Source organism: Thiohalomonas denitrificans, assembly GCF_900102855.1.
In the GTDB taxonomy this organism is placed as follows: Bacteria; Pseudomonadota; Gammaproteobacteria; order Thiohalomonadales; family Thiohalomonadaceae; genus Thiohalomonas; species Thiohalomonas denitrificans.
Map to the genome: position 1 here is coordinate 116,222 of NZ_FMWD01000005.1, position 24,068 is coordinate 140,289.

Here is a 24,068-nt window from a genome sequence, read left to right on the forward strand (position 1 = left end):
ACCATCTCCCTTGGCATCACGATCCCGAGTTCCCGCAGTTCCGCTGAAGCGCCAGAATCGAAGCTACGCCTCTATGCCGGACACCGCCGATCCAGTCAGCAGGCTCCCGATGGACTCGTCCCGGGGATAGTTGTGGCCCCCGGTTTTGATGTTTTTTTATCAGTTTCGACACCTTCACAATGGTTCGCTTGTACTCGTCTTCTCGATCCACCGGGCTGCTGCGGCACACACAACTATCCTGACACAAGGGGCCGAACCCCAGCCGCCGCCCCCAGGCAAGAGGGCGGCAGTTCTTCGATAAGACCGGGTTAAGAGTGGAGCTTGCGATTGATGTGATCGAGCACGGGGGTATGCTCGTGTTGAGGGCTGAACAGGACGAATTCGGCATCCTGCGTCGCCTTGACCGTGTGGCCCGGCGGCCAGTAGAACAGGTCTCCCGAGCCCACCGCCTCCTCACTGCCATCCTGATAGCGCACCGTCAGCTCACCCTTGATCAAATAGCCCCAGTGGGGCGCTTGGCAAAGGTCACCCTCGAGCCCCTGAAGCAGCTCGGAAATGTCCGTTCCCTGGGCCAGAGTAAAGTGTTCGCCGCCGATCTTCCCGTACCCGCTCGCATCACCAAAGTCAGTTTGCTGGCGGGCCATTGCACCGGGAACATCGATCTTCACCGGCATTTCGCTCTTCGGAATCCTCATGATCGGTTCCTTCCTTGTCAGCTTCCCTTCCGGGCACGTCCCACGTGCGCTCCAGGACGTGTTCACCAACGATCTTAGCGCACAAGCGAGAAAGCCCAGCGTCTTCACCGGGCCCCTTGCAAACGTCCGCTCTTCCTCATCCCTTCCTCATCCCTTCCTCGTCCTGGCGTCGTCGGCAACCGATTGCATCACAGCATCTTGTTCGCCTTTTCTGCCTTGGCAGCCTTCTTCTCCTTAGGATTCTGCGCGGGCTTCTTCTTAGTCTCTTTCTTGCGATCCATACCTTTACTCACGGCTGCTTGCCTCTTTTGATGGTTCGGAAGGGATGTTTCTGTCGCGCCCAGTGTAGCGGTATCCGTGACCACGCTATACGGCCACGGGACAAACAAACAGGTTAATTGCCGGTTGGTGCATCATCGGTCCCGCTGGGGATACGATTTTAGGCTAAAAATGGGGGGTTAAGGCCCAAGTACGGCCATTTTCGAGTTAATAAACCTTTATTTTCAATCCGTTACTGTGGTCAGACCCCGCACAAGGGAGAGCCGCCAGGCTTCCGGCGGCGGGCGACCGGCGCGTACGAATGAAGGCCGATGGCCTTCCCGGAGGCCTCTGACCACCTCAACCGCTCAGGCTCATCGAGCGGCGGAAGAGGACAAGGCTGGCCGCGAAGAAGGCGGCCCCCAGCCCCGCCATTAACATGAGTTCGAGCCAGACCGATTCGACGCCCGCGCCGCGGAACGCCACCGCCTTGGCGAAGGCCAGGAAATGGCGCGAGGGCAGCGCCAGCGTCAGGCGCTGGACCATCTCGGGCTGGCTCTCCACAGCGCCCATGCCCCCCGACAGCATGATCACCGGGATGATTACCATGATCACCAGCAACGCGAACTGCGCCATGCTGCGCGCCATGGTACCCAGAAACATGCCGATCGCAGCGGCCGCCCACAGATAAACCGCCGCACCTGCGACCAGCAGCGGTACCGACCCGGCCACCGGTACCTGCAACACCCCCTGCACCACGAAGAGAAGCGAACCGATGAAGGCCGCCAGTACCACCGCCATCGTCGCCAGCACTTTGGACAGCGCCACCTCCACCGGGGTCAGCGGCATCACCATCAGATGCTCGATCGTGCCGTGTTCGCGTTCGCGCAGCATTGCCGCGCCGGTCAGCGCGATGGTCAGCAGTGACAGCTGGTTGAGCAGCGAGGACACCGCCTTGAACCAGACCGGATTGCCGTTGGGGTTGAAGGCCCGGCGCAGTTCCAGCCGCAGTGGCGGATCGGGCGCATCCGGGTTGCCCGACAGGAAGGCACGGGTTTCCGACTGTAGGATGTTGCTGATGTAGTCTGTGCCGAGCTGCGCCTGCGAGACCGCCGTGGCATCGACCTGAAGTTGCGCTGCGGGCCTCTTGCCGGCAATCACGTCCGCTGTAAAGTCGGGTGGAAAGGATAGAACGAACATGATCCGTCCCGTGTCCATCGCGGCACTCGCCGAAACGGGGGACATGGCAACCGGCGTCTGGAACCAGGGTGGCGCCAGCGCCGCGGATATCTGCCGGCTAAGGGGGGACTGATCTTCGTCCACGATGGCGATGGCGGCGTTGCGCACTGTGTCCCCTGCCCCGCTGGCCTCCAGCATCACGGCGACGACGAAGGACCACAGGATCAGGACCACCATCACCGGATCACCAAGCACGCTTTTCAGCTCCTTACCGAAGAGCCAGAAGATGTTGACCAGGCGATGCATGATCACCGCTCCTGCTTGCGCAGTGCGAGGATGGCCAGGCCGGTGAAGATCGGCCCGAAGGCCGCCAGCCGTATCAGCGCTCCGCTCAGATCGGCCAGTCCCAGCCCTTTGGTAAAACTGCCTACGCTGATCGCCATATACCAGGTCGTGGGCCAGAAAGTGCCCAGCAGCCGCGCCGGGCCTTGAAGCGAGGAGACCGGCTCCATCATGCCGGAGAACTGCAGGGTGGGCATTACCGACAGGATGGTGCTGGCAAAGACCGCGGTGACCTGGGTCGCCGTCATCATCGACACGACCAGGCCAAAACCGGTTGCCGCCACCGCATAGATCAACGCCGCCAGCGCCAGCACCAGCGGGTCACCGCGCAACGGCACGCCCAGCACCAGTACCACCAGCGCGGTCAGGATGGCGAAATTCAACAGGGTGATGGCGATATAGACCAGCTGCTTGCCGATCAGAAACTCGGCCCGCCCGGTGGGGGTGACGTAGAAATTGGTGATCGTGCCGATCTCCTTCTCGCGCGCCACGCTGACCGCCATCAGGATCGCCGGAAACAGCAGCAACAGCAGCGGCGGGATCGAGGGGCCGATGGCAGGCAGGCTGGCCATCGCCGGGTTGTAGCGGAACCGCGGCTCCAACTCGACCGGTGCGGCGGGCCCTGCAGTTTCGGACTGTGCGAGCATATCGAGCGCGGGCGCTGCGCCGGCACCCTCGGCCAGCACATGGGCGTGGGCACCCGCGACGTAGCTTTCGATGGTGCCTGCGCGAACGGTATCGGCCCCGTCGATCATCGCCGCCACCTCGGTCCCGGTGCCGCGCCGCAGATCGACGCCGAAGCCGGGGGGGATCTGCAGGGCCAGCGCCAGTTCGCCGCTGGCCAGTCGCCGTTCCAGCCCGTCGGCATCCACAATTGGGACATGACCTTGAAACCAGACTGAATCCTCGAACGTCGAGAGATAGGCGCGGCTTTCGGGGCTGCGGTCCTGATCAAGTGCGGCGAAGGGGATGTTGCGCACCTCCTGGGAAATGCCAAACGACATGATCAGCAGCAATAGCGCGCTGCCCAGAAAGGCGAAGGCCAGCCGCACCGGATCGCGCCGCACCTGCATGGCCTCGCGCGCGGTAAAGGCCAGCAGGCGGCGCGGACTGAAGCCGGTGACAGTATGCGCCGCGCCCGTCCCCTCGGCCGCGACGGTCAGCCCGTCGCCGGTGGTGGGCTCGGGCGGAATCTCGGCGGAGATGTAGGCGATGAAGGCCTCTTCCAGCGTCGCGGCGTTGCGCGAATCGGTGATCGCCGCCGGCATGTCGGTGACCAGTACCCGGCCGGCGTGCATCAAGGATATGCGATCGCAGCGCAGCGCTTCGTCCATGAAATGCGTCGAGATGAAAATGGTCACGCCATCCTTGCGTGACAGATCCAGCAGGAGCCGCCAGAAGTCATCGCGCGCCTGCGGATCGACGCCCGATGTCGGCTCGTCGAGAATCAGGATCTCCGGCGCGTGAATCACGGCCACCGCCAGCGACAGCCGCTGGCGCAGCCCCAGCGGCAAGGCGTCGGCCCGCTGATCGAGGTAGGGGTCGAGGCCGAAGCGCGGCACCAGGTCGGCCATCCGCCGATCCGTCTGCGAGTGGCCGAGATGAAACAGCCGTGCGTGCAGCAGCAGGTTTTCGCGCACGCTCAGTTCGCCGTAGAGCGAAAATGCCTGCGACATGAAGCCGACACGGCGACGCGTCCCCAGGTCCTGCGCATCCACCGGCCGGCCGAAGATCCAGGCCTCGCCCTCCGAGGCGGGCAGGAGCCCGGTCAGCATCTTCATCGTCGTGGTCTTGCCGCAGCCGTTGGAGCCGAGAAAACCGAAGATCTCGCCCCGCGCGATGTTGAAGCTCACCGCATCCACCGCCGTGAAATCGCCGAAGCGCCGGGTCAGGGCGCGGGCGCGGATCGCCGGCTCACTGTCTCCACTGGTCGGGGATGTGTCCGGCTCACGGTTCGATGTGGACTCCGGCGTTTTGCCCGCACTCGGTTGCAGCAATGCAACATAGGCCTCACCCACCGAGCCGGTCCCGGTCTGCTTCATCAGCTCCCCCGGGCTGCCTTCGGCCAGCATGCGGCCCGCGTTCATGGCCACCAAATGGTCGAAGCGCGCGGCCTCTTCCATATAGGCGGTGGACACCAGCACGCTCATCCCCGGCCGGCCGGCGCGGATCGCGTCGATCAGGTCCCAGAACTGGCGGCGCGACAGCGGATCGACCCCGGTGGTGGGTTCGTCCAGTAACAGGAAATCCGGGTCATGGATCAGCGCCGAGCACAGGCCCAGTTTCTGTTTCATGCCGCCCGACAGCTTGCCCGCCGGCCGGTCGAGGAAGGGGTGTAATCCGGTGGCGCGGGTCAGCCGCTCGATGCGCGCCGTCCGTTCGGCCCGGCCCAGGCCGAAAAGCTTTCCGAAGAATTCAAGATTCTCGCGCAGGCTTAGATCGTGATAGAGGTTGCGCCCCAGTCCCTGGGGCATATAGGCGATGCGCCCGCCCACGGCGGTACGGTGGTGCGCATCGGCCATGTCGCCGTCCAGTGTTCGCACCTGGCCCTGTTGGAGTCGCTTGGCCCCCGCTACCAGGCCCATCAGCGTCGACTTGCCGACACCGTCGGGGCCGATCAAGCCCACCATCCGTCCCGCCGGCAGTGCCAGCGTCAGATCGCGAAGCGCGGCCACCTTGCCATAGCGGTGGCCGACACGCTCAAGACGCGCGACGGGCTCTACCTGTGTCATGGCTGATCGGTGAGAGGTTTGTCGGGCTCGGCGAGCAGTGGTGGGGTCAACCCCTCCGGCCAATTCGGCAGGCTGCCATCGTCCCGCGCGAGCCGTACCCAGGCGACGCCGCGCACGCCGGTCTTGACCTGTTCCATCCGCGTTGCGATCAGTTCAGCCGGAATGCTCACGCGGACCCGGAACATCAGGCTCTCACGCTCGGTCACGGTTTCCACTTGCTTGGGCGTAAACTGTGCCTGCGGCGAGACGAAGGACACGACAGCGGGCACGGCGGTGTCGGGCATGATGTCGGGGACGATGCGCGCCTCGTCCCCGATCCTGACGCGAGGAGCCTCGGTGGCGGACAGGAAGAATTCCATGTAGACATCCTCGAGGCTGACCAGCGTCAGCAATTTGCCGCCGTTGCCCATGATTTCGCCCGGCTGCGCCAGACGATAAAGTACCCGCCCCGCGCCCTGCGCATAAAGCGTGCTGTCGGCAATGCGTGCAGCGATCTCGGTACGCCCGGCGGCTTCGGCGTCGACGCCGCGCTGCTTGGCCCGCAGGTTCGCCCGGGCAGCGGCCAACGCGGCCTTGGCGACCTGCGTCTCGGTGCGGCGTATGTCGAGGTCTTGCGGCGAGAGCAAATCACGCGCGCTCAGCGTTTCGGCGCGTGCCTGTTCGCTGCGCGCCAGTGCCAGTTTCGCCTCGGCCTCAGCCACCTGTGCCGCCGCCATCCCGACCGCCGCCTCGGCGCTGGCCACCGCTGCCTCTGCTTGCATCAACCGGGATTCCAGTTCGGCGGTGTCCATGACTGCCAGTGCATCGCCGGGCTGCACTCGAGCACCCTCCCGCACCTTGATTTCGGCCACGCGTCCGGCCAGGCGCGGTGAAACGTCGATGAGGTCCGCCTCGATCCGGCCATTGCCGCGGGCAAACCCCTCGGGCGGCAGGCCGGAGGGCTTGAACAACACCGTCCATGCACCGAAACCCAGGAGAGCCAGAAGGACGATAAGTACGATGGAAATGGAGATCTTGCGGGACATGTATTCTCCTTGCTGGCAAGCTCCTTCTGGCAAGTCAATCTGCCCACGCCCACAGGGAGCATAATAATAGTAAGCTACGACACTAACCTTAGCTGACAGGAAAAGGTAATGTGGATCCCATTGTCAAGACAAAAAGAGCAAGAGTTTAAGCTGCGCACCCAATCACATCTGCAGCTGGACGGCGCTGCCAAAAATGGGGAGATTACCGGTCCACGCAGGGCTATTTAACCGTAGCGATAAGAGTGAAGCTGATAAGTATACTGTCCCCGGAATTGGGGATGGTTCGGAATGGATGTTTCTGTCGCGCCCAGTGTAGCGGTATCCGTGACCACGCAATACGGCCACGGGATAAACAAACAGGTTCATTTATCACCAGCACGGGCCAGCTCAGACACCGCCGCCTGGCGCAGGGTTTCCTGAACCCGGTTCGCCCGGCCGATGCGCCCGCCCGGCTCCTGCGCAACGCCCCGCCATCGACACTGGCAACTCCTATTCGGCATCAATTGCCTTTTGAACGCAGCGGGCCCAAAAGCTGTGGCCTATCCCGCCAAAGCTCCTTTGGGCGTTATTTTACTCTGACCCAATTATCCTGACCCCAATTATCCCACCCATTTTTTTCCATTTTCTGCCAGACGGACCACCGGCCCCCTGCCTTCCTCGTCCGTCTGCGGACCGGCTAGCAGCGCGTGCAGTGCGTCCTTCTCCTGGTACAGGTCGATGGCTTTCGGGAACTGTGAATCGTCGAAACAGCGAAAGGCGGCATCGGTCGAAGGAGCAACGACGACGGCCAGGAGTGCGGAAAACAAAAGCAGGCGGTCCTTCATTCCAAATCCATTCGAATTAACAGAAATAGGACCTTACTGAGCTTGCTTTGGCAATGCAATTGTCCAGCATGTTCGTGTAAAAGGGGACGGGAGAGTTTTCGTCTGATCTTTTTTCGGTTGCGCAGCCTGACAAGCTCGAAAAACGGCAGTTAATTCCTCCGTCTTTTTTTGCTGCCGCCTCGTCCACCACTGGGGAGTCGTTGCCTTTGATCTCCAGGTACGCCCTGGCTTATGGCGAACCAGCCGGACGAATACCGTAATCTGTCCCTTATCGTGCGTGTCCCACGCAGGGGTGTATTCTGTTCAGGTGGTAATCCGTCTTCCCGTCGCTGGATCACATGGAACAATTGATTCGATTGCTGATTGTCGCGGCCATTGGCTATCTCGCCCTGGTCGTGCTGATGTATCTGCTGCAATCACGCCTGGTTCACCTTCCGCACATCCCCGGCAGAACCCTGGTGACAACTCCCGCCACCCTTGGCCTGGAATACGACTCCGTGGAACTGGTCACCGAAGACCGCATTCGTCTCCATGGTTGGTTCGTGCCGGCAGAAAAGGCGCGAGGCACTCTCCTTTTCTTCCATGGCAACGCCGGCAACATCTCCCATCGACTGGACTCCTTGCAACTCTTCCGGCAACTGGGCCTCAACAGCTTCATCATCGATTACCGCGGCTATGGCAACAGCGAAGGAAGGCCCTCGGAGCACGGGCTGTACCGAGATGCCGAGGCGGCCTACCACTACCTTGTCGAGTCCCGTGATATCCCGCCCGAACGGATCGTCCTCTTCGGCCGCTCGCTCGGTGCGGCGGTCGCCGCCCGTACCGCACGGTATTACCCCGCAGCCGGATTGATCGTCGAATCCGGCTTTATCTCGGCGCCCGAACTCGGCGCCGACCACTACCCATTCCTGCCCGTGCGCCTGCTCTCGCGGCTGCAATACGACACTCGCGCTCACCTTGTACAGTCGAAAGTTCCCGTGCTCGTCGTGCATAGCCGCGACGACGAGATCATTCCCTACCGCCACGGACTCGCGCTGCACTCCGCGGCGGGCGAGCGTGCGCGCCTTCTGACAATCACCGGCGACCATAACACCGGCTTCCTGCGCAGCGGCGAGCGTTATCGCCAAGGTCTGGCCGCGTTTCTCTACGAAGTTCTGAGTGAATCCTGACAGGATTCGTAGCGCCGAGGGTGCGAAGTCACTGCCGCAACTAACCTGGACACCCCTCCAAGCCATTGCCATCCTTGCCCAAGCCTGTTGCGTACGCCACGCCTTTCTCGACAATTGCTCCTGCATTGCTCTGCCACCTACATCCATGTAAGCGTCTGCGGTGAAGATGCCGCCTCCCTCCAAGCCTGATTATCGCTGCCACTGTGTGATTTGACTGAGTGACGTCGTCATTTCCCTCACTTGCAACTCTTTGTTGCCAAAAGCTTTTCTATTGCAAGGGCCATGGATATATAATCGCCCATCGCCTATTGATCGCGTCATTCCGGTTGAAACACACCAATAATGTTGAATGAGGTAACCAGAATTGTGAGAAAGATCGGACCGCTTTTATTAATAGCCGTTCTATTGGGCCTTGTGCTTTGGTTTGCCATGGAATGGCAACCAAATCAAAAGCCGGATCAACACCAAGGCCTGACCGTTTCGAAAGCCCCCACCGGCGGAGATTTCACCCTGTATTCACAGCAGGGGCCGATTTCTCTTCAAGATCTGCGCGGCAAGGTGGTCCTGCTCTATTTCGGCTACACCTTTTGCCCGGACATTTGTCCCACTTCACTGGCATTGATGGCCCAAGCCTTCAAGGAGATGACGTCGGAGGAGCTGGACCAGGTTCAAGGGGTCTTTGTCAGTGTCGACCCCCGGCGCGACACTCCGGAGCGGCTGGCGGAATACAGCCGGTATTTCCACCCGAATATTGTCGGCGTGACCGGCACAGTAGAGCAGGTGGATAAAGTCGTCGCGCAATACGGAGCCGCCTATCGCATCGCGGAGTCAGACAGTGCGATGGACTATTCGGTCGACCACTCTTCTGTTACCTATGTCATCGATCAACAGGGTAGGCTGCATGCTCCATTGATGCATGGCACCTCCCCTGATCGTATTCGGAAAACGGTACGAGACCTATTGAACGATGTTTCTAATTCGTAAAGGCAACAAATGAAAAAGGAGTAATGCAATGATCCGTTCAGTACGTGCTTGGACCTTTGGTGTGATGACCCTTTGTTTGTCCTCTGCTGCCTTCGCAGATTCCCATGGTGGTACGAATTCCGCCGATGCTGTCATGGTGGAAGACCCCTATGTGCGTGCCGTGCCTGCGGGCCAGCCCAACAGCGCTGCCTTCATGACCTTGGCAAATCACAGCGACGAAGACGTGGCCATCATCAACGGCAGCAGCCCTGTGGCCAACGTAGTCGAATTGCACACCCATGTGCATGAAGGTGGCATGATGAAGATGCGCCAGATCGACAAGATTGATGTTGATGCCAATGGCTCGACTGAGCTGAAGCCGGGTGGTCTGCATGTCATGCTAATTGGTCTCAAACAGGAACTACACGAAGGCGACCACGTTAGCGTGACCTTGGAATTCAATGACGGCAGCAGCAAGACTATCGACGCGCCGGTCAAGAACGTAATGAGCGGTATGAAGATGAATGGCGGCAAGTAGCAGATGCAGTACAATATGAAGCACTGATTATCCTCGCTTCAGGTCCGAAGGGCGCCATCCCGGAATGGCGCCCTTCGCGGCGTTCCCCGAGCACCTTCCATCCATCCTCCAGCTCCTGGCGATCGATCCCGAGCAGTGGGGCTATCTGACGACCCGGTTTGAGACCGCCTTCAAGAAACTCGTAGGCGCAACCCACAACCTCAAGAAAGTCTGCCAGCAACTCGGCTACCGACGAACGCCCGGTATTGGAGCCTGCCGAACGCTGTTGGCCAGACGCTTTCCTTTCCGATCGCGCTATTCTGCTGCGGACGCCAGACCTGTGAACTACGACCGCGCCGAGTTCGGACTATGGCGCCAGAAATCATCTAAGCATGTCCATATTTGCGCATGCCGTTACCGTGACTAGCGAAAAACCGCAGCTTTGAGTGAAAACACTCGTCATCGCCACCGCGAAAGCTTTTCTCTTCGTCTCCTTACGTTGGGTGTCCTGTAGTAGTGGTCACTGACTACCGAACAGCTCTCATCTCGGGGCGAACAGCCGCGAAAATGAGGGCTTCCATGAGTGTATTGGGGTTGACAGGGGGCAGCCTAGCGGGGAAAACTGGCCCGAAACCGCAGGGACCAATAAAAAGGAGGCTGGAAATGGCGATCGTTCGGGAGTCTGAGGCGTTTGTGGCGGTGTCTGATACTTCGCGATTGCGAAGCAAACTCCTGTCTTTTTGACTTGTTTGAGTTGTGTGAATTCCGAGTGCGATTGATATGATTGTGCTTGATTCGCTGGAGTGCTATAGGATGAACAAAAGGATATTTGAACTGTTCAGTATATGGTAGCCGAACTTCTTGGGAGAGGAGTTCGGTTTTTTTGTTTGGGGTGCCAATGAAATGCAGACAATACGATCAAACATAACCCGCATTAAAACGGGAATCGAAGCAAATTTCCCAAGTGAACCCGATATTCTTGGATATGCAGGCATTGACCGTGCAGGATTGCTAGAAATGTTACAGTCTGCATATGCCGAATCATACAAGCTATCGGACTCGGAAAGTGATTTCGAAGTAACGCTGCTGAAGCGAAAGATTACCGACAACCTCGATTATTGCCGAAACTTTGCGAATAACTTCTTTAATGAAAAGAAGGCAGAGAAAAAGTTTGATGAGTTTCTCCGACGTCTTACTGCAATTCGCGATGACATTCGCCTTGCCTACCTTGTTACGTCTGCGGGGGGATTAAGAGACGAAGAGTATCTACTAAGAGCCGAACAATCACGCAAAAAAACCCAAGCCGCTCTAGAACAAAACCTGTCTGCGTTTGAGAAGATCGAGTCTCGAGTCAAAGCGTTGGGTGAGGCGACGAAAACCCTCGAAGAATCGGCCGCTGAAAGTGACCGAACTCTTGAAGGTATAAATGAAGCGGCCGCCTCCGCTGAGACCCTTAAAGCAAAAATGGCCGCTTCATTCGAAGTGGTTTCGAAATACGAACAGCAAGTTACAGATGCACATTCAACGGTCAACGAGTCATCAGCCGAAATTGCAACTCTCCTAGCCAAATCACAAAAATCCGCTGAAATTCTAGCAAGCTGTCAAGAAGACCTAGATCGCATTCAGCAGGAAACAAATGAACAACTGGAGTGCAACAGGAAACAACAGAGTGAAATAGAGCAGACGTTAGCAGCCGCGAACCGAGTTGGTATGGCGGGTTCGTTCCATAGCAGGAAAACAGAGCTTCGTGCTAGTCTCTTAACGTGGGGTGCATGCTTTGTTGTAACTGTATTGGCGATATTCGGAGTTAGTTTCTACTTCCTATATCCCTATATCACTACGGGCGTCGGGGCGCTTGGAACACCGGAGTTCCTTTTCAAACTGGCAGTTGTCGCACCTTTAGTTTGGTTGGCATGGATGAGTGCCAGGCAGTTCGGTTACGTTTCGAAAATTAGAGAGGATTACGCATTTAAGTACGCTACTGCAATGGCATTTGAGGGCTACCGGAAGCACGCACACGACATTGATGAAGACTTGCTTAGAAGTTTGCTTAATCAATCACTTGAGACAATGGCGCTCAACCCCATCCGACTATATTCAGAAAAGCAGGACCATGCGAGCCCTTTACATGAACTAGGCGAAAAGGTGATGAAAAAGGTTCCAGATGTGAATTTAGGCAGGAAGTCAACGGCAGAGCCGTCGGAATAATAAAGGACTGATAATTGGGTCGCCCATTAGCCGCCTCCGATCGACTGGCAATACCGTGTCTCGAAGCCCCGACTTCTCGACTCTTCTGAATAGGTAAACTGTCCCCGGAATTCGCAATCTTCTACCGGTTTATCTCGGCGCACTGGGTGTCCCGGTAAGTTCTAACTTTGACACCAATTTTTCCCGGACAATAGTGTTTCAAAACGCCAAAAAAGGGCTAACCAACAATTGTTGAGCAAACGCCGCGCTGGTGTATGAAGCATACCGTTGCCATAGATCATTCTTGTTGCTGTCTGCATAGTCACATACAGACTTGATCGCGATCGCAACCGGCTTTGGGTCTGTCGAATATTCTGCCGAAGCCATTACCGCGTACGCCTCCATTTCAATCGCAAGCAATTCTTTGTGCTGAGTCACGACCGACCGTGCGGAAATGTCATCCGCGATCACGCTAGCCCCAGATGCCATTGGCCCAACATGAACATCGAAGATCCCTTCGGGCACAGCATCATCCCACCCTGCTCTAATACTCCTCTTGACTTCGGAGCTTTCTCCAAGGTCGGCCGCGATTTGGCTTACCGATGAATTCAACGCGAGCTGGTAGGGGGCGGCTCGGAAGACCGCTGAACCATTCTCGTCCTGCCCCCGCTTGCCACTGCCCCAATCCCAAGCTGGATCGGCGATTACTACGTCTCCCAAATTCGTCTTCCCTTGAATTCCTGCGCATATTCCTAGCATAATCATATATCGGGGGCGAAAGCACGCACTCATTTTGCTCGCCAGCGCTGCCGCTGAGGGCATTCCTTTTCGATGTGCACTCGCGGCTACAATCGTTATTTCCCGGTCTTCTCTAACAAGACTACCAACATGAAACGTGGTCGGCTCGCCTCGCATTCGCTTTGACTCCCAACCGAATGGCAACTCCAGTACTGCGGCAAGCTCCGGATCACGCATCGCCGTCACAATAGCCACGTCTGCCTCAATTTCAAACCCCTTCTTCCTTGCGATCCTCTCGGTCCCATACCGAATTCTTCCTATCAATACTTTTTTCCATTCTGACGAATCGGAACGGTATTGGCACAAAACCGCTCCTCTTTCCAGAACCTCGGCGTTTGCCTCCATCACAAGTTCTTCCCGGCCGGTAATGAAGAGGACATCCTCCGGCAGCGGCACATTTTCATCCATTTTAATCAAGTCAAAAAAGGAAAGCCCGCCGTCTGCGCTAGGCATAGCTCCTAGCGCATCAGGAAGATGAAGATCTATTATCAAGAAATCAAAAGTGCTCGCACGGAGGCATTGCCTAGCCGCTTGCGCGGTTGTCTCATGCCGAATAATTAGCCCGTCAACGCCACTATTACGCAGCACTTCGGAGATCTCCTGCGCTTTCGTATATTCGTCATCAACTAGCAAGACCCTCATCTTTAAGATGCCCCTATACCAATATTTTCTTTTATCATTTTATCCAATGCGGCACGCCATCCCTCTTGAGCCGAATTGTAATACACATAACCTTTAAATTGCGCTCCATACTGAGAGCTAAGTTCCGTCGCCAGTGTATTCAGGGAAACCTTTGCATCCCCTTCACCAAACGAGTCAAATTGAGTTACGACAATCGTTGGAATCTCAATTCCCCTGAGCTTCATCTGAGCCAGTAATTCGCGACCGGCAAAATTCTCCGGGGCACCCCCACTAGGTTCTTGCGGCGACACATCAAAAGATGGAAGCGTCATGTCTAATAGAACGACGTCCAGTGAGCCGACTCCGGAAATAAGCGCTCGAAGCCCGCTATTTATTGATCTAGCGACCGCAATTTCCGCCCCCTTATATTCAGAAGACACAAATCCAGATACTTTTGTCGCTTTTTCTTCATCATCTTCGATTAACAGCACTTTCATATTCCTACCCCTCCAACTTAAAGCCAATATTTACCACAAAGAAATTCTCTTCGTGATAAAAATCCAAAAAAGGCTCCTTATAAATTGGCGAGTTTATCGCTAGCCATATTTTTCGAAGACCACTCCTTCCTTCCGACTGAGCGCGACGGATCGACTCCCCACTGTTTAACGACTTCCTAAGAGCACTCACTTTCTCTCTCTCTTCCCGAGTAAGAATGGTTGAGTTTACAGGATTTACAATATTTGCAGAAAATAACCCATTCTCAAAAGATATTTCTGCTTTCACCGTCAAATCTTCAGCCGAAAGTCCGGCACGAAGGATTGCGTTTTCCAAAAGTCCGTAAAATACGTATACCATTCCGTCCAGCGTTCGCCCCGGCATGAGCGATGCACCTTGCGAGACCTCGATTGACGCTCCTTCCCAGCGCGAAGCACTCGAAATTGTGTTGCTAATCATGTTAAGCGCAACATGAAACGGAAAATCAGGGTGATAGTCTTGTCGATCGTAGACTTCGCTTCGCTTAAACCAGGAAACGACAAATCCGAGCCTTGCTTGCGTATTAGTTTTTGCCCGAGCTACTGCGTTTATAATATCGCCAACTCCTGGAACATGAGATAGGGAAGTCAATGAATTTGACAGATCATCAAAAGGTAACATCAGACGGCGCCTGATAGAATTGTTAAGAACTCTCTGAACCGACAATAAGTTATCATCGGTCTTTTCCCATAAGATATCAACACAATACCCTACAAACTCGTCCATATCGGACATATCTTTTACGTATTCCTGAACGTACTTTCTCTCCAGTGCCGAAGATCGATAGACAAACAAAGCATTATCACTACTACCGTCATCCTGAAGATCGGTAATAACTTTTATTTGAATTAACTCATCTTTTACATAATCAATAACACTATCAAACTCAGCCGAAAACTTATCTAATGCATCACAAATGTCGTTCCATTCGTCGTCGAATTTTGGTTTTTTGCCCCAAAGGTTACGCCAATACTCGTTCCTAATATAAGAGGAACTTCCCTCCTCTCGCTCTGTAACAAGCTGCTCATCAGCGACTGGTTTTCTAAGGGTGTTGCTGAGGGTCCCGTGGCGCACACGGGTACTGAGATAGGCATTTAGCCCGTGTGCGCCACGCAAAAACTCATTCGTGACCTCAGAAAATAGTGCCTCAAACTGGGCATCCGACTCAGTACTAGCAATTTCTCCAACCAGATGAACCTTAGATAGCAACATCGCCATCGATACCCCACCTGCATCAGCTTGCTCGCCGAACAAGTCATACATCAGTTGAGACGACTTCGAGGAAGAACTCTGAAACGAACTTTTGTAACGTGCATATGAATCGCCAAGAGTCGACCTCAACGACTTTTTTATTGCCTCAACATCCACATACACTTTGCTTTGCTCAATAAGCGTGGTCCCTTTAGCAATTTCCTGTTGCTTAACCCTTTCTTTAATCTCTTCGACATACTTTGTCGAGTTCTGCGGATCGACGTCAACAAGGACTCTACACACCCGTACTCTAGTATCCTCGATCTCTTTAGTTCCAGTATAAAGTATGGTTTGCCGCATAACTTCCGGCCGCCAAACCCTGTCCATGTACGCAACTACCAAATCCTTTCCGAACCGATCCGCTTGTGCGGCTAACTCTTCGGGCGAATTTATCTGGTTTTTAACTTGGAAACGTTCGAAAGCATACCGCAAGTGCGACAAGCGGTCGCGATCGTGCATTGTAACGTATAACTCGAACGCCAGTGGCACAGCAACACTGGCAGGCCACTGCGGAGGTTCTCCTAGAGAACCGATCACTTCTTGTAAAGGCAAAATGTTATGAGCATTTTTTTTACGGACTGACGCAACGACAGTAAGTTCTACAGCCTGTTCGATTCGCTCCAATTTTAGGTATGAAAGGGCAGCCCCGGCGGCACAACGCAACCAGTCGTTCCCCTCAGCCTTGCCCATCAACCATTCGAATCGCGACGCGGCCTCGCTTGGATCCCCAAACGCCAAATGGTAGCGACCCAAGTACTTATTGAGTCTAACTTGATCGACTGTATGCACATGGCATATTTTGCCCGTGGTCATAGCATCAAGGGCCGCAAATGTGTACGGAAATAGCTCCCGCAATGTTTCATCTCTAAGTATTTCGTCCCGAGCATGCCCTTGAGCTGCCAATGCGCCAAACGGACTTAAATTCAGATCTCTTACATAAATGTCACGTAACCAAAGAGGAGGAAATGACGCACTTTCTTGCCTGAGTTCGTAGAGAACGACAGCTCTTAGATATGTGCTCCAGTTGTGACCGTAGAAACGGTCGGTCAATGTTAAGAGCTCATATGCCGCCAAGTAGGTCTCGTCAGAGGTACTAAGTATTTTTAACAGCCGTTCAGATATCTCTTGCATGACCCCTTTGCCTTGGGCAGGAACGGTCGCTGTCTGAAGCCCGGCCTTCAAAGCCAAAACCTGCATTGATAAATCGTCTGAGTGCCGCGAAAGGTATTCTTGCGCGATGCTTGTCACGCATTGGTAGTCACCTTTTGTATACGCCTCAATCAACAAAGCTCGCTCACGATTGTGGCTGACACCCGAATTAGGGACGACTCCTAGTCCTCTCATGATTCCTAGGAGCCGAGCGTCGCCAGTTTGCTTGTGGAGAGCCAACAAGGGCTTAGACAGAGCCGCATTAAATCCGGTGGGAGACACTTGGTCTGATGCAACCGACTGAAGCGCAAGAATTAAGGTTTCGTAGTAATCAATTATGCAAGATTGTGCATCCCAGAACAGGGTTGCAGACAGATCTCTTGCACTCATACTCGGCAGCTCAAATAGCTTCACCCGTAGATACGCAGAAAACGATTCGTTTTTGTAAGGTTCAAGAGTGCGAACGAGTTCATTCTTGAGATGATCCCGGATACCGGTCGCTTCGGTTCGCCTCCCCACAAACCACAATATAAACTTCACTAGCGACCCGTCTGGAACACTATCCTCCAAAGAGCGCAGAAATTTGCGCGTTTCTTCTACGCCCTGCCAGACTCTGGTTAATGCGAGTTCATTCTGTACATGCCATAACGATGCCCCAAACTTGTCCTTAACTTGCCCCAGAAGCATCTCACAAGTGGCTCGTTCATCCTTTAAAAGAGAACGTTCAAACTCCTCCCTAATCGAGTTAAACTCTCGAAGCTCAGGACCGAATTGGAGACACGTCGCAATCGCCCAAACCGCTTCATTTGTTGGGTGTACCGGAACATAAAGAGGCTCTACCGAATACAGCGAATCCAGTCGCTCCGGGAATGCTTCCCCATGAAATATCTCGATATACTTGCGGTCTCGAAATAATGTTTTAAAAGACGGAAGTAAGCTACTCGGATCCGCTGACTCTTTAAAGAAAAAAAGTTCTGGCCGAGTGTTTCGTCCAGCAATTCGAATTGAGCTAGCGATCTTGCTTATTTTTTTGTTACGCGGCCCCTTGAAACGGCGAGTTTTTCTCTTTGGTTTCGTCATTCTTATATTCCTTTGGCACTATTCTTCCCCAGGACTCTAACCAAAAAACCCGCCGAGTTCCCACCCGGCGGGTTTTCATCGTTCAATCCTGAACCCCCTTCCCTCTATGCCTAGAATTAGTGGGGTTTCGCCCACTCCCCGCCTCATTCTCCCCCGCTGTGAATGTCCCCTGTTGGCGATAGTTGCGGTAGAGAAAGGCAACGGCCGGGAACCGCGATCGGTTCGTTTGCCGCCGACGGGCGGTGTTCGGTGTGAAACCAAAGGTTGTAGAGGGCTCCTGCTCCCCTTCGGTCCGCATCATCCTGGCGGTCTCGATTCCTAACGATTTGTGAATCCTACCGGAGGCGGGGTGTGGGGCCAAGGGGCTGTGACAAATTGGATTCGCCCAGAGGGCTGGGCTCTTACAGGTGAGGTCGGAGTAATTGGTTGGCTCAGGCCCTTTCGATCGCTTCCGGTTGCCTCATAGGCGAATTCCCGAACGATGAAAAGAGCTGCGCGATGTACCTCGCCGGTGCAGCAATAGATCGATCAGTTGCGGTCCGAGCTTTTCCCAGACTTCCCTATCACTCTTCCCCCTTACCCCAACCCCTCTCCCACGAGGGGAGAGGGGCTTTTAGGGGAGCCTCTCTCAGCAAGGGGAGCGACTTTTTAGGGAGGCCTCTCCCGCCAGGCTAGAAAGGTTTTTTGGCTTCGACTTGGCTTTTACACCGCAGCGATCGGAATCACCTTATCCGCCACCTTTTTGTACTCCCCAATCTCGTGGAAGTTGAGGTAGCGGTAGACTTCGGCGGCCATGGTGTCGAGGGTTTTAACCTGCTCCATGTACTCCTCGACGGTGGGGATCTTGCCCAGGATGGCGGCGACGGCGGCCAGTTCGGCGGAGCCGAGGTAGACGTTGGCGCCCTTCCCCAGCCGGTTGGGGAAGTTGCGGGTCGAGGTGGAGAAGACCGTGGCGTTGTCGGCGACCCGGGCCTGGTTGCCCATGCAGAGCGAGCAGCCGGGCATTTCGGTGCGGGCGCCGGCCTTGCCGTAGATGCTGTAGTAGCCCTCCTGCACCAGTTGGTGCTCATCCATCTTGGTGGGCGGGGCGATCCACAGCTTGGTGGGCACGGTGGTGCCGGATTGTTCCAGTACCTTGCCGGCGGCACGGTAGTGACCGATGTTGGTCATGCAGGAGCCGATGAAGACCTCATCGATGCCCTGCCCCGCCACCTCCGAAAGGAGTTTCACGTCGTCCGGATCATTCGGGCAGGCGACGATGGGCTCCTTGATGCTGTTCAGGTCGATCTCGATGACCTCGGCATATTCGGCGTCGGCGTCGGCCTGCATCAGCTCCGGATTTTCCAGCCACTGCTCCATGGCGTCGATGCGACGCTGGATGGTGCGCTTGTCTTCGTAGCCATTGGCGATCATCCACTTGAGCAGGGTGATGTTGCTCTGCAGGTATTCGATGATCGGCTCTTTGTCGAGCTTCACGGTGCAGGCGGCGGCGGAGCGCTCGGCGGAGGCGTCGGAGAGCTCGAAGGCCTGTTCCACCTTGAGGTGCTCCAGCCCCTCGATCTCGAGGATGCGGCCGGAGAAGGCGTTCTTCTTGCCCGCCTTGGCCACGGTCAGGTGGTTCTGCTGGATGGCCGCGTAGGGAATGGCATTGACCAGGTCACGCAGGGTGACGCCGGGCTGCATTTGGCCCTTGAAGACCACCTTTACCGATTCGGGCATGTCCAGCGGCATCACACCCAGCGCAGCGGCGAAGGCGACCAGGCCGGAGCCGGCCGGGAAGCTGATGCCGATGGGGAAACGGGTATGCGAGTCGCCGCCGGTGCCGACGGTGTCGGGCAGCAGCATGCGGTTCAGCCAGGAGTGGATGACACCATCGCCGGGGCGCAGACTGACGCCGCCGCGGTTGGTAAAGAAGCCCGGCAATTCGTGCTGCAGCTTCACGTCCACCGGTTTCGGATAGGCCGCGGTGTGGCAGAAGGACTGCATGACCAGGTCGGCGTTGAAGCCGAGACAGGCCAGCTCCTTGAGTTCGTCACGGGTCATGGCGCCGGTGGTGTCCTGGGAACCGACCGTGGTCATGCGCGGCTCGCAGTAGGTGCCGGGGCGTATGCCCTCGACGCCGCAGGCGTGGCCGACCATCTTCTGCGCCAGTGTATAGCCCTTACCGGTATCGACGGGTGCGACCGGGCGCTTGAAGACGTCCGAAGGCTTCAGACCCATATGTGCGCGGGTCTTGTCGGTCAGCGAGCGGCCGATAATCAGCGGGATGCGGCCGCCGGCGCGCACTTCGTCCGTAATGGTCGAGGGTTTGAGTTCAAACTCGACGACGGTTTCACCCGCCTCGTTCTCGATCTTCCCTTCGTAGGGCTTGATGGTGATGACATCGCCGGTATTGAGTCCGGAGACGTCGCACTCGACGGGCAGTGCGCCGGCATCTTCCGCGGTGTTGAAGAAGATGGGGGCGATCTTGGCGCCCAGCACCACCCCGCCGGCCCGTTTGTTGGGCACGTAGGGGATGTCGTCACCGGTGTGCCAGAGCACGGAGTTAATGGCGGACTTGCGCGAGGAGCCGGTGCCGACCACATCGCCGACGAAGGCGACCGGAAGGCCTTTCTCCACCTTCAGCTTCTTGATGGTTTCGATGCCTTCGGGCATTTTCGACTGGAGCATCGCCATGGCGTGCAGCGGGATATCCGGACGGCTCCACGCCTCGGAGGCGGGCGAGAGGTCGTCGGTGTTGGTCTCGCCGGGGACCTTGAAGACGGTGACCTTGATCTCGTCGGCCATCGGCTCGCGCCGGGTGAACCATTGCGCCTCGGCCCAGGCATCAACTACGCGCTTGGCATGCTCGTTGCCGGCCTGCGCCTTCTCCATAACCTCGTTATAGGCATCGAACACCAGCAGTGTGGTGGCGAGCGCGTCGGCGGCGGTGGGGGCCAGTTCGGCATCGTCCAGAAGATCGACCAGCGGCTGAACGCTGTAACCGCCCTTCATGGTGCCAAGCAGCTGAGTGGCCTGCTTGCGATCGATCAGCGGCGTCCCGCTCTTGCCCTTGGCCACATCGGCCAGAAAGGCGGCCTTGACGTAGGCGGCCTCATCCACGCCGGGCGGGATGCGGTGGGTCAGAAGTTCGACCAGGAATGTCTCTTCCCCCTGGTGCGGATTCTTGATGAGTTCCACCAGTTCGGCCGTCTGAGCGGCGTCCAGCGGCAGCGGAGGCAAGTCCTGTTCCTCACGCTCGGCCACGTGTTTTCGGTAATTCTCCAGCATTTCAATACCCTACAAATTTGTTTTCGAAACTACCTGATTCCCGTTCACAAGCAGGATCCATCGCGAACGCGTTCGCAGGCTGCCGCCGGGCGCTTGCAGCCGGTGCCTGCTTGTGGACGGGAACCACCTGATTGTTTAACCAGCGAATCGGCCTAGGATACCGCAACCGCGAGGTAATGTGACCTTTCCTAACCGCGAACCCGGTCTCGATGTCGCCGTGAACCACTTCCGGACCCGGGCCTCCCAAACCCACTACTGTCACTATGGGCAATCCCAAGAGCGAGGTGCAGCATCCAGCCCAAACCTCGCTCCGTAGGGCAGGAGGTTCTTATGAACTCTGTGATTGGATTCCTCATTGTACTCGGCGTTCTCGGCGCGACCGAGGTCCCGGAAACCAACCGGGCCCCCGAGGAGCCGGTAACGGTCGAACAGGGAGTCGTAAGCAGCGAAGAAATCGAGGCCCGGCGCAAGCAAATCCAGCTGACGAACTCCTGGCTGCGCTCCCTCCGCCAGGTCCAGGCCCCGGATCAGAATCTGTTGGTCGCGGAGCGGAACCAATAGGTTCCGTCTTCAGGCCGATATCGATGACGGGCTGAAGCCCGACCTACAACTCGACCTACGGCCCGGATCTGCGCGCACGACTCAACTCGGCGGCAGCTTCCGACCCATTCGTGTATGATCGCCGGCTTCACGTGACCCCTGTGTGGAGCTGGCATGGAACTCACCCAACTGACCGCGATTTCCCCCATTGATGGCCGTTATGGCGGCAAAACGGCCGACCTGCGCCCTATTTTCAGCGAATACGGCCTTATCCGCCATCGCGTGAAGGTGGAGGTGCGCTGGCTGCAGAAACTCGCGGCGACCCCGTCCATCGCCGAAGTTCCCGCACTCTCCGAACATGCCGATAACGTCCTGGACAGAATCGTAGAACATTTCGACGTCGAGGATGCTCAGCGCGTCAAGAATATCGAGCGCACCACCAATCACGACGTCAAGGCGGTCGAGTACTTTATCAAGGAGAAGATCGCCGGCAACGACGAGCTGGAGGCGATTAGCGAATTCGTCCACTTCGCCTGCACCTCTGAAGATATCAACAACCTGGCCTATGCCCTGATGCTGCGCGAGGCGCGCACTCAAGTGGTTGTGCCGATGCTCGACGAGGTCATCGATGCCATTCGCGATCTGGCCCACAAGTTCGCCGAACTGCCGATGCTTTCACGCACCCACGGCCAGCCCGCCTCCCCCACTACGCTGGGCAAGGAGATGGCCAATGTCGTCTACCGACTCCGGCGGCAGGCGGAGCAGCTCAAATCCGTGCCGATGCTCGGCAAGATCAACGGGGCCACCGGCAACTACAACGCCCATTTCGCGACCTACCCCGAAATGGATTGGGAACAGTTTGCGGAAGAGTTCGTCACCTCCCTGGGTCTCGACTGGAATCCCTACACCATCCAGATCGAACCGCACGACTACATTGCGGAGTTCTTCGACGCGTTGGCCCGCTTCAACACGGTGCTGCTCGATTTCGACCGCGATGTCTGGTCCTACATCTCCGTAGGCTACTTCAAACAGAAGACGGTGGCCGGCGAAGTGGGCTCCTCCACCATGCCGCACAAGGTCAATCCCATCGATTTCGAGAATTCCGAGGGGAACCTGGGCATCGCCAATGCGCTCTTTGACCACCTGGCGGCCAAACTGCCGATCTCCCGCCTGCAGCGTGACCTCACCGACTCCACGGTGCTGCGCAACCTCGGCGTCGGTATCGCCCATTCGGTGATCGGCTATCAGTCGAGCCTCAAGGGCATCAGCAAGCTGGAGGCGAATCCGGAGCGCCTGGAGGCCGACCTGGACGCCAACTGGGAAGTGCTCGCCGAGCCGATCCAGACGGTCATGCGCCGCTACGGCATCGAAAAGCCCTATGAGAAACTCAAGGAGCTGACCCGCGGCAAACGCATCGACCAGGCCGGCATGCAGGCGTTCATCGACACCCTCGAGATGCCCGAGGAAGCCAAACAGCGCCTCAAGGCCATGACCCCCGCGACCTACATCGGCAACGCGGCGGAGCAGGCGAAGAAGGTCTAGGAAACTTGAAACCACAAAGGACGCGAAGAACACAAAGCTTTTCACGAATAACTACAGAGAGCACAGAGGAAACCATTGAGTTCGTATCCGTGCCGGCATCTCGCTTGGGAATACATGCGGTTCTGTCAGCACGTTTTTGATGAATCGGTGACTCTTTGTTCTCTGTGGTAAAAGTTCCAGCTGAAAGAATTCTTCGCGCCCTTTGCGCCCTTAGCGGTAAAAAATAGCCATGTCTCAACTCCTCGGCGGGCTCACCCCCGGACAATTCCTGAAAGAGTACTGGCAACAGAAGCCCCTTCTGGTTCGCCAGGCCGTGGCGGATTTCCCGTGCCCGGTGGCACCCGAGGAGCTGGCGGGGCTGGCCTGTGATGAGGAGGTGGAATCACGGTTGCTGCTGGAAAAGGGTGGCGAGCGGCCGTGGCAACTGGAGCATGGCCCCTTCTCCGAGGAGCGCTTTCCGGAACTGCCGGAGAGTCACTGGACACTGCTGGTCCAGGAGATCAACAAGCATGTGCCGGAATTCGCACTGCTCCAGGATCGCTTCAACTTCCTTCCCAACTGGCGCCTCGATGATGTCATGGTCAGTTTCGCCCCGCCCGGCGGAACGGTAGGTCCGCACGCCGACAACTATGACGTTTTCCTCATCCAGGGGCCCGGGCGCCGCCGCTGGCAGATCAGTTCCCGGACGTCTGGCGAGGAGGATCTAATCCCGGATCTGGATGTACGGATCCTGCGTGACTTTCAGCCGGAGCAGGAGTGGATACTCGAACCGGGGGACATGCTCTACCTGCCGCCGGGCATCGCCCACCATGGGGTGGCCCTGGAAGACTGCATCACCATCTCCGTGGGCTTCCGGGCACCGGCCGAGGCAGAGCTCATCGCCGCCTTTGCCGCACAGTTCCTCGACACCCTCGACCCGGAGCGCTTCTACCGCGATCCGGGTCGCTCGCCCGCACGCGTGCCGGGCGAGATCGATCAGCCCTCAAGGAAGCAGGTACACGCCATCATTCGCCAGATGGCGATGGACGATGGCGCCCTCGATCGCTGGTTCGGCCGCTTCACCACTGCGGTGCGCCCCGGGCACTGGCTACCCGAATCGGAGGCAGCGCTCGATTTCGATGCCCTTTTCCAGCGCATGAACGCCGGCGAGGCACTGTGGCGCAGCGAATACGCCCGTTTCGCCCATTTCAGTGACGAGGATGGCACGGTGCACCTTTTCGTAGCCGGCGAGGAGTACCCGCTTCCCGAAGCCCTGACCTCCGCCGCAGTTCTTCTGGCGGGTCAGAGACGCTTTACCGCAGCCGATTTCGTGCCGATTGCCGGTGAGGAGGCATTCCGGCAACTGGTGACCGAACTCTACGCCCGAGGCTGCCTGTTCTTCCCGGAATGAAA

The 24,068-nt window shown here is 57.1% G+C and carries 16 protein-coding genes; 7 read left to right on the plus strand and 9 right to left on the minus strand.

Going from position 1 to position 24,068, the window contains the following annotated elements:
• Positions 1-308 precede the first annotated feature (308 nt).
• The 5 genes from BLP65_RS09100 to BLP65_RS09120 form a co-directional block, all read right to left on the minus strand.
• Complete coding sequence (locus tag BLP65_RS09100; RefSeq protein WP_092995757.1) at positions 309-695, minus strand: cupin domain-containing protein; 387 nt, start codon at positions 693-695, stop codon at positions 309-311.
• Between the two features lie 618 nt (positions 696-1,313).
• Positions 1,314-2,438, minus strand: a complete 1,125-nt coding sequence (locus tag BLP65_RS09105; RefSeq protein WP_092995760.1) for an ABC transporter permease — start codon at positions 2,436-2,438, stop codon at positions 1,314-1,316.
• Between the two features lie 2 nt (positions 2,439-2,440).
• Positions 2,441-5,206 carry a ribosome-associated ATPase/putative transporter RbbA gene (gene rbbA, locus BLP65_RS09110; RefSeq protein ID WP_092995763.1) on the minus strand — a complete coding sequence of 922 codons (2,766 nt, stop codon included), beginning with the start codon at positions 5,204-5,206 and terminating at the stop codon, positions 2,441-2,443.
• Entirely contained in the window at positions 5,203-6,231 is a 1,029-nt protein-coding gene (locus tag BLP65_RS09115) for an HlyD family secretion protein (protein ID WP_092995766.1), read from the minus strand. Before BLP65_RS09115 ends, rbbA begins: the two co-directional genes overlap by 4 nt.
• Positions 6,232-6,830: 599 nt before the next feature.
• Positions 6,831-7,055 carry a hypothetical protein gene (locus BLP65_RS09120; RefSeq protein ID WP_092995769.1) on the minus strand — a complete coding sequence of 75 codons (225 nt, stop codon included), beginning with the start codon at positions 7,053-7,055 and terminating at the stop codon, positions 6,831-6,833.
• Between the two features lie 338 nt (positions 7,056-7,393).
• Between BLP65_RS09120 and BLP65_RS09125 the strand changes: the two genes are divergently transcribed.
• The 4 genes from BLP65_RS09125 to BLP65_RS09145 all read left to right on the plus strand — a co-directional run bounded on the left by BLP65_RS09125 (position 7,394) and on the right by BLP65_RS09145 (position 11,912).
• Complete coding sequence (locus BLP65_RS09125) at positions 7,394-8,224, plus strand: alpha/beta hydrolase (protein WP_092995772.1); 831 nt, start codon at positions 7,394-7,396, stop codon at positions 8,222-8,224.
• Positions 8,225-8,590: 366 nt separating this feature from the next.
• Positions 8,591-9,208, plus strand: coding sequence for an SCO family protein (locus BLP65_RS09130; protein WP_245688281.1), 618 nt, complete (start codon positions 8,591-8,593; stop codon positions 9,206-9,208).
• A gap of 28 nt (positions 9,209-9,236) precedes the next feature.
• Positions 9,237-9,725 (plus strand): copper chaperone PCu(A)C, encoded by a 489-nt coding sequence (locus BLP65_RS09135; protein WP_245688282.1) that lies wholly within the window; start codon positions 9,237-9,239, stop codon positions 9,723-9,725.
• A gap of 882 nt (positions 9,726-10,607) precedes the next feature.
• Complete coding sequence (locus tag BLP65_RS09145; RefSeq protein WP_139181462.1) at positions 10,608-11,912, plus strand: hypothetical protein; 1,305 nt, start codon at positions 10,608-10,610, stop codon at positions 11,910-11,912.
• Positions 11,913-12,110: 198 nt separating this feature from the next.
• On the opposite strand, the gene BLP65_RS09150 is transcribed toward BLP65_RS09145, so the two are convergent.
• The 4 genes from BLP65_RS09150 to acnB form a co-directional block, all read right to left on the minus strand.
• Positions 12,111-13,322, minus strand: a complete 1,212-nt coding sequence (locus BLP65_RS09150) for a phosphorylase family protein (protein ID WP_175452506.1) — start codon at positions 13,320-13,322, stop codon at positions 12,111-12,113.
• 11 nt (positions 13,323-13,333) lie between these two features.
• Complete coding sequence (locus BLP65_RS09155) at positions 13,334-13,807, minus strand: response regulator (protein WP_092995787.1); 474 nt, start codon at positions 13,805-13,807, stop codon at positions 13,334-13,336.
• Between the two features lie 4 nt (positions 13,808-13,811).
• Complete coding sequence (locus tag BLP65_RS09160; RefSeq protein WP_139181463.1) at positions 13,812-17,324, minus strand: hypothetical protein; 3,513 nt, start codon at positions 17,322-17,324, stop codon at positions 13,812-13,814.
• A gap of 702 nt (positions 17,325-18,026) precedes the next feature.
• Positions 18,027-20,594, minus strand: a complete 2,568-nt coding sequence (gene acnB, locus BLP65_RS09165) for a bifunctional aconitate hydratase 2/2-methylisocitrate dehydratase (protein ID WP_092995793.1) — start codon at positions 20,592-20,594, stop codon at positions 18,027-18,029.
• Positions 20,595-20,924: 330 nt separating this feature from the next.
• Between acnB and BLP65_RS09170 the strand changes: the two genes are divergently transcribed.
• The 3 genes from BLP65_RS09170 to BLP65_RS09180 all read left to right on the plus strand — a co-directional run bounded on the left by BLP65_RS09170 (position 20,925) and on the right by BLP65_RS09180 (position 24,066).
• Positions 20,925-21,155, plus strand: coding sequence for a hypothetical protein (locus tag BLP65_RS09170; protein WP_092995796.1), 231 nt, complete (start codon positions 20,925-20,927; stop codon positions 21,153-21,155).
• Positions 21,156-21,308: 153 nt separating this feature from the next.
• Positions 21,309-22,676: an adenylosuccinate lyase gene (gene purB, locus BLP65_RS09175; RefSeq protein ID WP_092995799.1), complete on the plus strand. Its 1,368-nt coding sequence runs from the start codon at positions 21,309-21,311 to the stop codon at positions 22,674-22,676.
• A 229-nt stretch (positions 22,677-22,905) separates the two neighbouring features.
• Positions 22,906-24,066, plus strand: a complete 1,161-nt coding sequence (locus BLP65_RS09180; RefSeq protein WP_092995802.1) for a cupin domain-containing protein — start codon at positions 22,906-22,908, stop codon at positions 24,064-24,066.
• The last annotated feature ends 2 nt before the right edge of the window (positions 24,067-24,068 follow it).

What these genes read in the sequence shown, in the direction of transcription:
- BLP65_RS09135 (WP_245688282.1), top strand. Translation starts at nt 9,237, where the DNA reads ATGATCCGTTCAGTACGTGCTTGGACCTTTGGTGTGATGACCCTTTGT.
- BLP65_RS09105 (WP_092995760.1), bottom strand. Translation starts at nt 2,438, where the DNA reads ATGCATCGCCTGGTCAACATCTTCTGGCTCTTCGGTAAGGAGCTGAAA.
- BLP65_RS09160 (WP_139181463.1), bottom strand. Translation starts at nt 17,324, where the DNA reads ATGACGAAACCAAAGAGAAAAACTCGCCGTTTCAAGGGGCCGCGTAAC.
- purB (WP_092995799.1), top strand. Translation starts at nt 21,309, where the DNA reads ATGGAACTCACCCAACTGACCGCGATTTCCCCCATTGATGGCCGTTAT.
- rbbA (WP_092995763.1), bottom strand. Translation starts at nt 5,206, where the DNA reads ATGACACAGGTAGAGCCCGTCGCGCGTCTTGAGCGTGTCGGCCACCGC.
- BLP65_RS09125 (WP_092995772.1), top strand. Translation starts at nt 7,394, where the DNA reads ATGGAACAATTGATTCGATTGCTGATTGTCGCGGCCATTGGCTATCTC.
- BLP65_RS09115 (WP_092995766.1), bottom strand. Translation starts at nt 6,231, where the DNA reads ATGTCCCGCAAGATCTCCATTTCCATCGTACTTATCGTCCTTCTGGCT.
- BLP65_RS09170 (WP_092995796.1), top strand. Translation starts at nt 20,925, where the DNA reads ATGAACTCTGTGATTGGATTCCTCATTGTACTCGGCGTTCTCGGCGCG.
- BLP65_RS09100 (WP_092995757.1), bottom strand. Translation starts at nt 695, where the DNA reads ATGAGGATTCCGAAGAGCGAAATGCCGGTGAAGATCGATGTTCCCGGT.
- acnB (WP_092995793.1), bottom strand. Translation starts at nt 20,594, where the DNA reads ATGCTGGAGAATTACCGAAAACACGTGGCCGAGCGTGAGGAACAGGAC.
- BLP65_RS09120 (WP_092995769.1), bottom strand. Translation starts at nt 7,055, where the DNA reads ATGAAGGACCGCCTGCTTTTGTTTTCCGCACTCCTGGCCGTCGTCGTT.
- BLP65_RS09180 (WP_092995802.1), top strand. Translation starts at nt 22,906, where the DNA reads ATGTCTCAACTCCTCGGCGGGCTCACCCCCGGACAATTCCTGAAAGAG.
- BLP65_RS09145 (WP_139181462.1), top strand. Translation starts at nt 10,608, where the DNA reads ATGCAGACAATACGATCAAACATAACCCGCATTAAAACGGGAATCGAA.
- BLP65_RS09155 (WP_092995787.1), bottom strand. Translation starts at nt 13,807, where the DNA reads ATGAAAGTGCTGTTAATCGAAGATGATGAAGAAAAAGCGACAAAAGTA.